The 15,617-nt window shown below is 36.1% G+C and carries 10 protein-coding genes; 7 read left to right on the top strand and 3 right to left on the bottom strand.

The window, feature by feature from the left end:
• Window positions 1-50 precede the first annotated feature (50 nt).
• The 4 genes from HZR84_04245 to HZR84_04230 are packed head-to-tail and all read left to right on the top strand — an operon-like array spanning window position 51 to window position 4,473.
• Complete coding sequence (locus tag HZR84_04245; protein QNL23185.1) at window positions 51-1,160, top strand: TRAP transporter substrate-binding protein; 1,110 nt, start codon at window positions 51-53, stop codon at window positions 1,158-1,160.
• A 14-nt stretch (window positions 1,161-1,174) separates the two neighbouring features.
• A complete protein-coding gene (gene ade, locus HZR84_04240; GenBank protein ID QNL21180.1) occupies window positions 1,175-2,794 on the top strand; it encodes an adenine deaminase in 1,620 nt (539 codons plus the stop codon).
• A gap of 35 nt (window positions 2,795-2,829) precedes the next feature.
• The gene (locus tag HZR84_04235) at window positions 2,830-3,186 is read left to right on the top strand and encodes a hypothetical protein (protein ID QNL21179.1); all 357 of its coding nucleotides are present in this window, start codon (window positions 2,830-2,832) and stop codon (window positions 3,184-3,186) included.
• A 9-nt stretch (window positions 3,187-3,195) separates the two neighbouring features.
• Window positions 3,196-4,473, top strand: coding sequence for an acetyl-CoA hydrolase/transferase family protein (locus tag HZR84_04230; GenBank protein QNL21178.1), 1,278 nt, complete (start codon window positions 3,196-3,198; stop codon window positions 4,471-4,473).
• A 49-nt stretch (window positions 4,474-4,522) separates the two neighbouring features.
• On the opposite strand, the gene HZR84_04225 is transcribed toward HZR84_04230, so the two are convergent.
• The 3 genes from HZR84_04225 to dnaA all read right to left on the bottom strand — a co-directional run bounded on the left by HZR84_04225 (window position 4,523) and on the right by dnaA (window position 7,180).
• Window positions 4,523-5,107: a YceI family protein gene (locus tag HZR84_04225; GenBank protein QNL21177.1), complete on the bottom strand. Its 585-nt coding sequence runs from the start codon at window positions 5,105-5,107 to the stop codon at window positions 4,523-4,525.
• Window positions 5,108-5,228: 121 nt separating this feature from the next.
• Complete coding sequence (locus HZR84_04220) at window positions 5,229-5,765, bottom strand: TIGR00730 family Rossman fold protein (protein ID QNL21176.1); 537 nt, start codon at window positions 5,763-5,765, stop codon at window positions 5,229-5,231.
• Between the two features lie 8 nt (window positions 5,766-5,773).
• The gene (dnaA, locus tag HZR84_04215) at window positions 5,774-7,180 is read right to left on the bottom strand and encodes a chromosomal replication initiator protein DnaA (protein QNL21175.1); all 1,407 of its coding nucleotides are present in this window, start codon (window positions 7,178-7,180) and stop codon (window positions 5,774-5,776) included.
• 352 nt (window positions 7,181-7,532) lie between these two features.
• Between dnaA and HZR84_04210 the strand changes: the two genes are divergently transcribed.
• From HZR84_04210 to HZR84_04200, 3 genes are read left to right on the top strand one after another with little or no spacing between them, the layout of a single operon-like run.
• Window positions 7,533-9,242, top strand: a complete 1,710-nt coding sequence (locus HZR84_04210; GenBank protein QNL21174.1) for a hypothetical protein — start codon at window positions 7,533-7,535, stop codon at window positions 9,240-9,242.
• Window positions 9,235-11,376, top strand: a complete 2,142-nt coding sequence (gene scpA / locus HZR84_04205; GenBank protein ID QNL21173.1) for a methylmalonyl-CoA mutase — start codon at window positions 9,235-9,237, stop codon at window positions 11,374-11,376. Before HZR84_04210 ends, scpA begins: the two co-directional genes overlap by 8 nt.
• 4 nt (window positions 11,377-11,380) lie before the next feature.
• Window positions 11,381-15,616, top strand: coding sequence for a CHAT domain-containing protein (locus HZR84_04200; GenBank protein QNL21172.1), 4,236 nt, complete (start codon window positions 11,381-11,383; stop codon window positions 15,614-15,616).
• Window position 15,617 lies beyond the last annotated feature (1 nt).

Below are 15,617 nucleotides of genomic sequence, written 5' to 3'. Positions count from 1 at the left end.
ATAAAAACAAAGGACAAAATGACCTGAAAAACCAAGCAAGCGATGCTCGGATGGAGCGAAGAAAATTCATTCGAAACATATCCGGATTGACCTTGGCGGCAGGCCTTGGTATATCTTGTTCTGAGGTTTCCAGAGACAAAATAAAGTCTGTTAATATAAATTATAATAAAAAATACTATTGGAAATTATTAACCACATGGCCTCCCAATTTTCCAATTTTAGGCGAGGGCTGTCAACTATTTGCAGATTGGGTTAATGAAATGTCGGGTGGAAGAATGGAGATTAGAATATTTGGAGGAGGAGAGATCGTACCAGCCCTTGAGGTTTTTGATGCTGTAAGTAATGGTATAGCTGAAATAGGAAATGGCTCGCCTTATTACTGGTCGGGGAAAATACCTGCAGCACAAATTTTTGCGGCGGTTCCATTTGGAATGAATACTCAGCAATTTAATGCATGGATATCGCAATCTGAGGGAGCGGAATTGTGGGAGGAATTGTATAAGCCCTTTAACCTAATCCCGGTGCTATCTGGTAATACCGGTATGCAAATGGGGGGATGGTTCAATAAGGAACTCAATGCAGTTGATGATTTGGCAGGCTTAAAAATGAGAATACCCGGATTGGGAGGCAAGGTGTTTAGTAATTCCGGAGGGACATCGGTTTTAGTCGCCGGTGGTGAAATTTTTACCAATTTAGAACGCGGAGTTATTGATGCCACCGAATGGATAGGGCCCTATCACGATTACTTAATGGGTTTTCACAAAATTGCGAAATATTATTACTATCCGGGCTGGCATGAAACAGCTACTAGTTTTGAGACCATTTTAAATTCAGAAAAATATAATTCCTTGCCGACAGATTTGAAAGCAATCATTAAACACGGATTGGGAAAATTAAACAATTGGGTACTTTCAGCATTTGATATGCGTAATGCTGAGCATCTCAAAAAAATAAAAGAGGAAGGAAAAGTATTGATAAGGCCATTCCCCGATATTGTAATTGAGCATTTAAGAAAAAATACAGCTATAGTATTGGACGAACTCAGTACGGAGAATAATGATTTTAAACGTATATATAATTCATATTACTCTTTTAAAAAGCACATTTCCGAATGGACCAACATATCTGAAAAGGCTTATTTTGAAAGGATTTACAATTAAAGAAAGCATCCAAAATGCAAAATTTGAAATGTCAATATGTCGATGTAATTAAAAAAGAGATTTATCCTGCCCGGGTATCTTTCAATAATTCGTCGATCTGCTCAATTGAAAAAATAAATGAAGCTCCGAAGCTTTATTTAGTTCCCGGATTGATAGATGCGCATATTCATATAGAGAGTTCAATGCTGGTGCCATCAAGATTTGCTTCTGAGGCTTTAAAACACGGTACAATAGCAACGGTATCTGATCCGCATGAAATAGCAAATGTTTGCGGGGAAGAAGGAATTGATTTTATGATTAAGGACGGGAAAACTGCGCCCTTTTATTTCTATTTTGGGGCTCCATCATGCGTTCCTGCAACCGAATTTGAAACATCGGGTGCTATAATCAATAGCTCAATGATATTGGAGCTTCTTAAAAAGGATGAAATTTATTATTTATCGGAAATGATGAATTATCCCGGTGTCATTTTGAAAGATGCAGAAGTTTTAAAAAAAATTAATTATGCTCATCAGTTGGGAATGAAAATTGACGGTCATGCCCCGGGCTTAAGAGGTGAAGATTTGATAAAATATTTTGAGGCCGGTATTTCGACTGATCATGAATGCTTTAGTTATGAAGAAGCTAAAGAAAAAGCTGAACTTGGAATGAAGATATTAATCCGGGAGGGGAGCGCTGCAAAAAATTACCCGGCTTTAAAAAAGATGATATCAGATTACCCGAATAAGGTAATGTTTTGCTCAGATGATAAACATCCGGATGATTTATTAGTTGGACATATTAACAAATTAGCTGCCAGAGCTATTTCCGATGGGTTTGATTTTTGGGATGTCATCAGGGCATGCACAAAAAATCCTTATGAACATTATAATCTAAAACATGGATTGGCTCAAATCAATGACCCGGCAAATTTTATTTTATTTAAGGATCTAAAGGATTTCGAAGTAGATAGGGTTTACTACAAAGGGGAACTTCTTGTGAAAAATGGAGAGGCAAATTTCAACTTGTCAAAAGTAAAGCCAATCAATAATTTTTTCTCCTATCCCTTGAAAGCGAAAGACTTTAAAGTAAAGCTGGGATCAAGGAAAATTAAAGTTATAAAAGCAAGAGATGGTGAATTAATTACTGGACAATTAACACATGATATAAATTCAGAAGATTTTGAAGCTGATATTGATAATGACATACTAAAAATAGCCGTAATCAACAGATATAGAAAATCAGACCCCGCCATTGCATGGATAAAAAACTTTGGTTTAAAGAAAGGGGCGCTCGCTTCAACTGTTGCTCATGATTGTCATAATATAATTTGCGTGGGAACATCGGATGAAAATATTTCAATTGTCAGCAATGAAATGATGCAACTCAAGGGTGGAATATGCGTATTTGATGGAGAAGAATGTCATTCTTTGCAATTGCCAGTTGCGGGATTGATGAGTGACAGAGAGGCTTTTGAAGTTGGAAATGCTTATAAAAATTTGGATAGAATAGCAAAAAATTTAGGCTCAGAACTAAAGGCTCCATTTATGACTTTATCTTTTATGGCATTGTTGGTTATTCCGGAATTAAAGTTGTCAGATAAAGGTTTATTTAATGGGAAAGAATTTAAATTTGAAAATCTTGATGCCTCATAATGAATTGATATTTTTGCATTTCGAAAAATTGAATTATGACTAAAACATTCGATCGTGTTTATGATGCTTTTGCCAGGATGATATATGCTATCATCATTGCAGATGGTGTAATTGATAAAAATGAAAAAAGAATCATTGAGGATCATGTAGAAGGAAAAGAGATTGAGGAATATCTTGAAAAATACATTAATTCTGATGAGGAATATTTAATTATAGAGTCTTATCAAAATTTAATCAATGCTTGCAGAGATTATGGGCAATCTGATGAGTATTCGGAACTCATTGGAATATTACATGAAATTAAAGGTGTAAGTGGTGTCATTGATGAAGATGATGCCGAAATTCTTGATTCGATTATATCCAATTTAAAGCATAAGTTAAAAGCTGCCTAGAAACAAAAAATGCAAAATTTAGTTAGTCCTGCGGAAGCAGTAAAGGTCATAGAATCAGGCGACAGAGTTTTTATTCATTCAGCATGTGCTGCACCTAAACTGTTAATTCAAGCAATGACGGACAGGGCTGACGAATTAAAAAATGTAGAAATCGTACAATTACATACTGAAGGCCCGGCGCCATATACGGATGAGAAAGTCAAGGATTCCTTTCGTGTAAATGCCCTTTTCATTGGAGGCAATGTAAGACGGGCCGTTTGGGAAGGACGGGCGGATTATATTCCAATTTTTCTCAGCGAAGTTCCCATTTTGTTTCGAAGCAGGCGATTGCCATTGAACGTTGCAATGGTACAGGTATCACCACCGGATCGCCATGGATTTTGTTCACTTGGAATTTCAGTAGATGCTACCAGAGCTGCTGTTGAAGTGGCTGATCATGTAATTGCACAGATAAATCCTCAAATGCCGAGAACACATGGTGATGGATTGGTGCACATTTCAAAGTTCGATTCCATGGTTGAATCTAATGAAGCGATTCCCGAGATTTTTCCTGCTGAACAAACGGCCGTTGAAATTGCAATTGCAAAACTTATCTCACAGAACCTGGTAGAGGACAGAGCAACTTTACAAATGGGTATTGGAGCCATTCCGGATGCTGTTTTGGCCCAATTAGGTGGACATAAAGATTTGGGAATTCATACGGAAATGTTTGCCGAAGGAGTTATTGACTTGGTTGAAAAGGGAGTAATTACAGGAAAATATAAGAAAGTTCATCCCGGCATAATAGTGACAGGATTTCTTATGGGGACCAGAAGGTTATATGATTTTGTGGATGATAACCCATTGGTTAGAGCACTTGATATAGAATACGTGAATGATGTACATATTATTCGAAGAAACCCACGCGTAACTGCAATAAACTCGGCTATTGAAGTAGATTTGACTGGTCAGGTTTCGTCCGATTCTATCGGGACAAGATTTTATTCAGGAGTTGGAGGCCAAATGGATTTTATACGTGGAGCATCACTCTCTCAGGGTGGAAAGCCGATAATCGCTTTGCCATCAGTAACCAGCAAAGGTGTAAGTAGAATTTCAAAATTTCTAAACCAGGGTGCCGGAGTCGTGACCACCAGAGCTCACGTTCATTATGTGGTTACAGAGTATGGGATAGCAGAACTTTATGGTAAAAACATAAGACAAAGGGCAAAAAATTTAATTGAAATCGCCCATCCGGATCATCGTGAAGACTTGAATAAATATGCTTTTGAAGTTTTAAAAGTGCATTAAAAAACCCTGTCAATTAAATTAACAGGGTCTTTTAGATTTTTAAAATGAATTATTTCTTAGCTACAAGATTTATGGATAAATTAAAATCATCATAAATCAAATTATCACCTAAATCGCTAAAAAAACTCCCCGAGCCATAGCGAACATCAAAGTCTGACCTATCAATATCAAAAGTAGCGTTTGCTGTTATTACATCGCCTTCAATTTTTACCACTGCAGGAATTGTGATTTCTTTAGTCGTTTCTTTTATAGTGATATCACCGGTAAAGTGATGGCTTGCATTACTTTCTTTTACAGCTTTAACACTTTTTATCTTGAAAGTAGCATTAGGATATTTTTCAACCCCAAAAAAGTCATCGCTCTTTAAATGCCCAACCAGTTTTGCATTGTATTCAGCGGATTCAATATCAATATTTGTTATTGAACTCATATCAACTATAAAATTTCCGCCGGTAATCTTTCCATTTTCAGCCAAGAGTTTACCTTCTTTCAAATTGATAAAACCGGTATGTTCTCCTGTTACTTTTTTACCCAACCATTTTACTTGAGAATCACTAACATCTGCTTTATAGGTTTGTGCTTGTAATGAAGACAATGCTCCGATTGCCAACATTAATACGATCATTTTTTTCATTGATAAATAAATTTTTTGTAAATATATGTATATACATTTAATGTCCATACTTTTAATTTAAAAAATTATGACTTTTGCTTCAATTGTCTTTTAAACAACAATTAATCATTTTGGATTTGACTTAAGACAATAAAAATGAAACTGCCTCCTCTGGCTTGTGAGTTCGCATTAAATATTCGAATTGAGATTGACCGAGAAAATTCTGATTCTCCATGGATTGCATTTGTTCCCAAATTGGGGCATAGTACAATTCAACATCAACAATGGCAATTTTCTTTTGGTGTAAGCCCAATTGCCTCCAGGTAAAAATTTCGAAGAATTCATCCATTGTTCCAATCCCTCCGGGTAATATCAGGAATCCATCCGCATGATCTGACATGATTTGTTTTCTTTCATGCATACTGGAAACTTCAATAAGCTCCTGCACTTCGCGATTAGCCAACTCTTTTTCAACCATGAATGATGGAATGACTCCCATTACATAGCCTTTATTATTTAGAACCGATTGCGAAAGAGCTCCCATTAGGCCAACCTTGCCTCCTCCGTATATTAATCCTATACCATTTTGAGCCAGGATTTCTCCGGTTTTAATTGCGGTTTTCCTGAACAGTTCATTGTCACCTTCATGAGAACCACAGAAGACAGCAATTTTTTTCATGAAATTGATTAACTGGCTTTAACTTTGAGATTTGTTTCAATTTCCTTCATGGTTTCGGCAAATTTTTTGTCCGTATCCATGATGTCATTGACAGTTTGAATTGCGTGAATTACCGTGCTGTGATCTCTGCCACCAAAATGGTAACCTATTACTTTTAAAGAGTGGTTCGTGTATTCTTTGGCAAAATACATAGCCACCTGTCGCGCAATTACAATTTCTTTTTTTCTGGTTTTAGCCCTTAAACTTTCCGGACTTACCTTGAAATAGTCTGAAATGTATTTTTGGATGTAATCTATACCAACTTCAGTTTCAATATCCTGTACAATATTTTGAAGCGTTTGTTTTGCAAGTTCAAGATCGATCTCTTTTTTGTTTAAAGAGGATTGAGCAATTAATGAAATAAGTACACCTTCCAGTTCTCTGACATTGGTATCCACGGAATAGGCCAAATATTCTATGACATTATCAGGGATGAAAGTCCCTTCAGCTTCCATTTTTCTATGAATAATTGCTACTCTGGTTTCGAAGTCAGGACTTTGAAGGTCAGCAGTTAATCCCCATTTAAATCGAGACAATAATCTTTCCTGCAATCCTTTAAGATCCTTCGGTGGACAATCGCTCGTCATTATAATTTGCTTGCCACTCTGATGTAGCTGATTGAATATGTGAAAAAAGATATCTTGTGTTTTTTCTTTGCCCGACATAAACTGAACATCATCCAGAATGAGCGTATCCAGGTTTAGATAAAAAGCGGAAAAATCCTGAACCTTATTATTCCTAAGAGCGTCAATAAATTGATTTGTGAATTTTTCAGAAGAAACATACAAAATAGAACTTCCTTCCTGAGCATCTTTTATCTTATTACCAATAGCCTGAATCAGGTGGGTTTTTCCCAGGCCAACACCGCCATAAACAAACAGTGGATTAAAGCTGGTAATACCCGGTTTGTCAGCAACCGCTAAGCCAGCTGCTCTTGCAAGCCTGTTGCAATCACCTTCAATGAAATTATCAAATGAATAATTTCTGTTGAGGGGTGAATCATAATAGAAGTTTTGTAAATGTTCGGTACTTGGACCAAAGCCTTTGAGTTGGTTTCCCTCATCGGGCCTTCTTCCGTTGGTAGAAATGTTCAAAGTTTTCGGACTTTCTTTTTCATTTCCTTTATCCACCACAATGGAATATTCCAATCTTGCATTGTCTCCTAATTCCTTTACGATAGCTTTTTTGAGAATTTGAACATAATGCTCTTCAAGATATTCGTAAAAAAAAGGGCTCGGGACCTGAATGGTTAAAACACTTTGAGATAATTTTATAGGTTTAATCGGCGCAAACCAAGTTTTAAAACTTTGATCGTTTACATTTTCCCTTATGCTGTTAAGACAATTATCCCAAATTTTAATACAATCTGTAACCATTCAAGAAGACCTAATTTAATGACTTGGATCTATTCTGTTATTCCCGATTTTTTTTCAGGCGGATGACAAAGCTGACAAAAAAAAGAATAACAAAAAAATGGCAAAAAACTTGACATTTTCGTTTTATAGCTCAGCAGGCGATTTGGTCAAAAACAAATTGAAATATCCCCATATAGTTATATGATTTATTAGAAGAATTAAATTTTGACCTTTGATCTATGAACTTAATGTTATGCAAATTATCCTGGGAAATTTAATTCTTATGAAATAATTGATTTAACTTAAATTTTAAGAAATGATCTTTAATTTAGAATTTCAGATCTCATAATTTTCGTCGAAATCTCAATAAAATATGTCTGTTAAATCAAGTGGCTCCGCAGATGAATTTGAAAAGTTAAGTTCAGATGAGTGGTGGTATAAAATTGATAAGGATTTAAAAGGAAAACCAAGGGAAATACTAAACCGAAATCTGGTTGAAGATTTAATTACAGAGCCTTTTTATCATTTTGATCAGGATAGTGCAAACAATAAATTATTTGAATATCAAGAAAGAGACCAAATTTTTCTTGACGGGGAAGCCTGGTTGTTGGGCCAGAAATTTTTTATAGCCGAGGGGAATGAAAAAGATGTGTCAGAACTAATAAGTGAATCAATAGGAGGGGATTGTAATTTAATAGAGCTCAGTTTTGAAAATGAATTTGAGTATTCTTTGATTTCAAAGGTTCTTGATAACTTCAAGGGGAAATTAATTCTAAGTTCAAATAATTCATCCAGTCTTCTAAGGGCTTATGATTTCTTGTGCGCAAAACTGAATAATGAGATTATATTGGATCCTGATTATTTATCCGCCATTGCAAAAGGGGATTTTAAGACGTTTTTAAGTTCGAAAACTTTTCATGATTCAATTATTGCCCTCAATTCAAATTTTCTTATAAGAAAAGGGGGCAATGAAATCCATGAAGGAATATATATTCTTTCCCTTTTAAATCTATTAATAGAAAGTTCATTGGAATTGAATATCCGGCCAAAGTATTTACTCAGGTTAAATACTGGTAGTAATTTCTTTCTTCAGATTGCAAAATTCAGGGTAATAAGAAAATTGGCTTCTATCATATTAAAGGAGTGGGGAATTGATTCGATTCCAATTATTGAAGCACAAAGTACCGAATGGAATAAATCTGTGTACGACCGCTTTACAAATATTTTGCGATTGAGTTCTGAAAGTTTTGCAGCGATTTCCGGAGGTGTGGACATACTAAATATTTCAGGTTTTGAAAAAGCACTTGATATTGAAAATGCTTTTACCTTTAGAAACGCCAGAAATATTTCTCACCTACTTAAACATGAAAGTCATTTGGATAAAGTAAATGATCAGGCTGCCGGATCTTACTATGTAGAAAAGTTAAGTGCTGATTATTCTGAAAAAGTTTGGGAAGGTTTTCAGGAAATTGAATCTAAAGGAGGATTGATTAAGTATAATTCCGATTTCAGCGTCGAAAAAATATTGGCCGAAGTCAAAACAAATGTTGAATCGCAATTTGGAAATAAACGGATAAAAATGGTGGGTACAAATTCATACCCCAATCCTCTCGATGAATTGACCAAAGAAAATATTCAAAACCGAACCAAAGAGAGACTGGCTTATAAATTTGAAAAATTAAGGGCAAGCGTAGATCTGAGAAATTTGGAGCGACAAAGAAAAAGACCTAAAGTGTTGTTGTTAAAATTGGGAAATTCAGAAATGCGTTTTGCCAGAGCGGGCTTTTCTACTAATTTTCTTGAATGCGCGGGGTTGGAAATAGATGAAAGCGATAAAATCGATAATAGATTAACAAATTTCGATATTACAGTCATATGTTCTGGAGACGATGAGTACATGGAATCCGGAACTTCCTGGGCAGAAGAAATTAAGACAGTTAAGCCGAAGATTAAATTAATCCTTGCCGGTAATCCTGAAAATAAGAAAGACCTTGAAAAAGCTGGAGTGGATTTCTTTATTCACATCAAAGCCCCGCTTGAAAATACATTAGTAGAAATTTTAAAATCCCTTGGAATTGAATAAGCCTGATTTTACGAGAGTATCAATAGATCACGTTCGAGCTGACAAGAATAAAGATTCTTTTCATGTGAATGAAGAATGGTTGTCGCCTGAAGGAATACCAATTCCACAATCTTTCGCAAAAGAAGAAATTGCAAAGCTGAATCACATCGGATATGGAGCAGGGGTAGAGCCGTATCTGAGAGGTCCTTATTCTACAATGTATGTGCTAAGACCCTGGACCATTCGTCAATATGCAGGGTTTTCAACAGCGGAAGAATCAAATGCCTTTTACAGAAGGAATCTTGCCGCAGGTCAAAAGGGCCTTTCGGTTGCATTTGATCTTGCCACGCATAGAGGCTATGATTCGGATCATGAAAGGGTTTCGGGAGATGTAGGAAAGGCAGGTGTTGCTATAGATTCTGTTGAGGACATGAAGATCCTTTTTGATCAAATACCTCTGGATAAAATGTCTGTTTCTATGACCATGAATGGTGCAGTGATCCCGATCATGGCATTTTTTATTGTTGCTGGAGAAGAAAGTGGGGTGGATGTTTCAAAACTTTCGGGCACCATACAGAATGATATTTTAAAAGAATTCATGGTTAGAAATACTTTTATCTATCCACCCATTCCTTCAATGCGACTGATCGGGGATATTTTTGAATACACAGCTAAAAATATGCCTCGTTTCAATTCTATAAGTGTTAGCGGTTATCACATGCATGAAGCAGGCGCTACTGCAGATCTTGAGCTAGCTTACACCTTGGCAGATGGACTCGAATATTTGCGAACTGGTATAAAAGCGGGGCTAAAAATTGATGAATTTGCTCCCAGGATATCTTTTTTCTGGGCCATTGGAATGAATCCCTTTATGGAAATGGCCAAAATGAGAGCAGGTCGTTTACTGTGGTCTAAAATTGTTAAAAAATTCAATCCTTCAAATCCAAAATCCATGGCTTTGAGAACGCATAGTCAAACCTCCGGATGGAGCTTGACAGAGCAGGATCCATTTAATAATGTGGCAAGAACATGTATTGAAGCCATGGCTGCGGCATTTGGACATACTCAATCACTACATACCAACGCGCTGGATGAAGCAATCGCCTTACCTACTGATTTTTCAGCCAGGATTGCGAGGAATACTCAAATATTTTTACAGGAAGAAACGGGCATTACAAATGTTGTTGATCCATGGGGGGGGTCTTATTATGTTGAATACCTTACAGACCGGCTGGCTAAAAAAGCCTGGAATCTAATAGAGGAAGTAGAAGAATTGGGTGGAATGGCAAAGGCCATTGAAACCGGAATTCCCAAAATGAGAATTGAAGAAGCTGCAGCAAAAAAGCAGGCAAGAATTGATTCTAAAAAGGATAGAATAATTGGATTGAATTGCTATAAAACTGACGAGAAGCTACAAATTGAACTTTTGGAGGTCGATAATAGCAGGGTGCGCCAGAAGCAAATTCAACGTCTGAATTCAATTAAAGAAAGTAGGAATAAAGAAAAAGTAGGTCAGGCTCTAAGCAAAATCACTTTAGCTGCAAAAGGTGAAATACAAGCAAATTTATTGTCTTTGGCAGTTGAAGCTGCAAGAGAGAGGGCAACTTTAGGCGAAATTTCGTATGCCATGGAAATAGCATACGATCGTCATAAACCATTAACTAAAACCATATCAGGGGTGTATTCAAAAGAACTAGAGAACAATGAATCGTTCAAAAAACTGAGAAAAAGAACTGAAGAATTTATAGAATTTGATGGCAGAAGGCCCAGAATTCTTATTGCCAAAATGGGTCAGGATGGACATGATCGAGGTGCCAAGGTAATTGCTACTAGTTTTGCCGATCTAGGATTTGATGTAGATATAGGTTCATTATTTTCAACACCACTAGAGGTAGCTCGACAGGCTGTAGAAAATGACGTCCATATAATTGGTGCATCAAGCCTGGCAGGAGGTCATAAAACACTAATTCCCGAATTGATTAAAGAACTAAAGAAATTAAAACGTTCGGATATACTCGTAGTGGCAGGAGGAGTAATACCTCAGGCCGATTATAAATATCTTTATGATCATGGAGTAACCGATGTATTTGGTCCGGGAACTGTAATTTCAGAAGCTGCCAACAAAATAATTGATAAATTAATGTCTGAATCCTAATTAAATGAATGGTATTGGTATTTATCGCTTTCTTATTTTAGTTGTACTGTTGAGTATATGCATTTTTGACTCTGCAGTGTCAAAAAATGACAAAATCAAAAAGGCATTTCAGGAAATAGCTTATTTACATATCGTTGGAGATAATTTTGAAGCTATAGATGAACTTGAAAAGCTCAACAAACGCATTGAAAAAAAATCAAAGCAATTATTTGTAGATCAATGTTATTGGAATCTGATGATGGCGCGTTGTCATGCAGCACTGGGTCAGTTTTCAAAAGCCGAAGATTATCTTAATGCCGGTAAATCGCTGTACAAAAAAGAACTTCCCGCGGGTGGAAGGGAAGAAATTCGAGTGTTGCGCTATTTAGGTGAATATTATATGGATAATCAGCATTATTTAAATGTTGAAAATTATCTAAATAAGGCCATGCATTTGGCGGAAAAACAAAATCCTGTTGATTCATTCCTTATTTATGAGTTGCAGTTGGAAAAGCTGGAAGCGCGGATGGCAAAAGGACAATTGTTGGATATTAAGCCCTTGTATGATTCCCTTTACGACTATTACGCTTCGCGTGCGGTTAAAAAGATTACTTATTTCGATGAAAAGAAAGGCAAATACAAAACAATAAAACTTAAGAAACACGAATATTTAGCCCGGGTATCAAGGGTAGCTGATTTTAAAAATTTATTGGCTGAATATTTCATTGAAAGAGGCGATTATACTACAGCAGATACTTTACTTGAAAGCAATCACAGCTACATTAAAAGTAATCTCAGCAAGACAACAAACGTATTTATAGATCATTTGATTAACCAGGCCAATTATTATGATGGAATAGGAGATTATAGGGATTCTTATTTAAGATGGGATGATGTTATCAATATTTCCAGAAGATCCGGTGATGATAATTACGTTAAAGACAGCCCAGAAGTACTAAGTGCCTATGAATCCATGATTTTAGTTTTGTTGAAAGATGGACGCTTTGCTCTGGCCAGAGAAATGATCAGATCTTTTGAAAACTCTCTTAGTACAGTATTGCGTTATAGAAATATTTATCAAAATAAAATTGATCATCTCAAGGTGCTGATGGCGGCTTTTGAGCAGAACTGGCCATTGGCAAAACGCGATCTTCAAAACATTATAAGAGACACAGTCACCGTTCCCACCGATCATCCTGAAAGAATAAAATATTTAGAAACCTATTACAAGATCAGCCTCAAACTGGAAGAGCTGGATCAGGCAGATAAGTACTTAAAAGAGCTGCTTTATACCTCTTCGCACAGTTTCGGAGAAACGAGCCCAATTTATTACAGGTTGCAATTAATATCGGCAGATTTTCATTTGAACACTGAGAGGAGAAATAAAGCACTTAAACAAGAACTCGAAAGATCGTATTTGAATGGTGTTAGAAAAATCTGGTATCCTACACACAAAGACTTTCACGACTACCAGAAATATTACATTTCATATTTGGAATCCAACGACAGAAATCAGGAAGCAATGGCCGAGCTAGATACTGTTTTAAACTATTTTGAAGAAAGAAATATTAAAAATTTTAATTATGCCATTCAATTGGATGAAATGGCCCGATTTCAATACAATTTGGGCTTTTACAATCAAATGGCCAATAGTCTTGACAGCGCAGCTAAATTATACGATGAATTAAAAAAAGAAAAGACCTTTGAGTATGCCAATCATCTTTTGAACAGGTCTCGTTTGTATTTTGTAAGCGGACGATTTAACGATGCCGAGGATTATTTCCGGGACGCAATTCGCAGAGCTGAAAAGTCAGAAAGTGATAATCCCTTTGTATCATTTGCAAGGATAGAAAATGAACTGGCACAATTGTATATCATCGTAGGTGAATACTCAAAAGCTGAAAAATTAATCGCTGAAGAAATAGCATTCGTCAAAGAACATTTAAGTGAAAATTCCCCACTTCTTATTGAACCTTACAATAATAAGGCAAGATTATTTTTGTTGAGCGGAGATTATACAGATGCTGAGGCATTTAACAAAAAAGCAATTGATATTAGCCAATCAACATTTGGAAAAAATTCCCTGAAACACAGTAAAAGTCTTGAGGTGCAAAAACTCATTGCATTGGAGAAAGGTGACTTTGAAAAGGCTGCTGAAATCACTGAGTTTGTAAAGCGAATGCAAATAAATTTACTGGGAGAAAAGCACATACTCGTTGCTAATTCAATAGCTGATCTTGCTGTAATTAAATATAATATGGGTGAAGGCGCAGGAAAATCCATCAGCGAATTGAACCGGGCGGCAAGCATTATTGATGAGGTTTTGGGATCAGGAAGTCCGCAATATGCCAATATTTTAAAACAGAAAGCATATTTATTTATCCGTGAAGGAAATATTGTAAAAGCTGAACCAATTCTCGATTCAGCTTATACTATTTGGTTAGAAAAAGTTGGTGATAAAAGCATTGAGGCGGCAGACCTGGAGGTTTTAAGAGGAGAACTCTTGATCAGACAAAAAATGTTTGATGAAGCAGAAGAAAATTATAAAGATGCCATGCGGGTCTACAAAAAGATTTTTAATGATGATCATCCAAAATATGTAAGAGCACTCAGTCTGCTTTCGAGAGTATTTTATATTAAAAAGGATTATGCCACCTGTATTAAATATTTGTCCGAATCCATGGATAAGTATTTAAACTTTATTGACCGGTTTTTCCCATCTATGAGCGAAAGGGAAAAAAACAAGTATTGGTCTTTTGTTAAAGGTGATTTTGAATTTTTTAATACTGTTGCCATGGAGGTTTATGAGGAGGAACCTAAACTGATAGGGGATGCTTATGGCTTTTCACTTGTAACTAAAGCAATACTTTTAAATTCCACCTTAAAAGTTAGACAGAGTATTTCAAATAGCGGAAATGCAGAATTAATCAGCAAGTACAACGATTGGATTTCAAGAAAAGAGGAATTGTCTTCGGCAGTTTCGATGAATGAATTGGACCTCCAGGAAAGCGGGATTGATATTGAAAATTTAAAAGAACAGGTAGAAAATCTGGAGAAGGAATTAAGCCACATGTCTGATATATTTTCTGCCAACTTAAATCAATCGCGATTGGATTGGAAGGATGTCAGAAAAAATCTTGAGGACCGCGAAGCGGCGATTGAGATAATAAGATTTAGAAAATACCATGAATCCTTTACCGATACTATAATTTATGCAGCATTGATTGTAACAAAGGAGACCAAAAAAGCACCGGAACTCATTGTTTTGGAAAATGGTCTTGAAATGGAAAACAAATATTTCAAAGGCTATAAAAACAGAATTAAGTTCAAATTAAAAGATCCTGTGAGCTACAATATATTTTGGGAACCTATAGATAAACATTTACAAGAAGTTGATAAAATCTATTTATCAGTTGATGGAGTTTATAATCAAATTAATGTAGAAACACTTCAAAAACCTGATGGTCAGTATCTCATTGATGATAAAAACATTATCCTTCTCTCAAATACAAAGGAAATTGTACTTAAGAAAGGAAGATTGGCACTCAGAGGTAAAAACAACGCGGTACTTTTTGGAAATCCTGTTTATCATTCTTCTGACGGCTCGCTTTCCCCACTACCGGGAGCCGAAAAAGAAGTTGAATTTATTTACGATTTCCTGAAATCCAACAACTGGGATTGCGCTGTTAAATACAGCGAACAAGCCACTGAAATGGCAGTAAAAAGCTTAAGAAGTCCTAAAGTTTTTCATGTGGCAACTCACGGTTTTTTTGTTCCCGATGTTAAATCGCAAAAAGAGTTGGAATTAGAGGAACTGGGTTTAAAACAAAGATTTGACAATACGCTTCTCAAATCCGGATTGGTCCTGGATTATGGTGGCGATTTATTGGATAAAGTAAAGCCAATAAATTTCAACCGGGAAAATGGACTACTAACGGCCTATGAAGCGATGAATTTGAATTTGGATGAAACCGACCTTGTTGTATTGAGCGCTTGTGAAACTGGCCTTGGTGATGTAGCTGCAGGTGAAGGCGTTTACGGTCTTCAAAGATCACTAATTGTGGCGGGAGCCAGATCGGTGATAATGTCACTTTTTAAGGTTTCAGATGAAGCCACACAAAAACTGATGCTATTGTTTTATGAAAAGTGGCTCAGTGGAATGGATAAACGAACCGCATTTATTGAGGCCAAAAGAGAAATGAAAAAGGACTACCCCGAACCTTTATATTGGGGTGCATTTGTCATGATTGGTTTTGATTGAT

The sequence above is a fragment of the Hyphobacterium sp. CCMP332 genome (genome assembly GCA_014323545.1).
Classification (GTDB): Bacteria; Bacteroidota; Bacteroidia; order Cytophagales; family CCMP332; genus CCMP332.
Note: the sequence above shows the minus strand (reverse complement) of the source record. Positions and strands in the feature narration are given on the sequence as shown.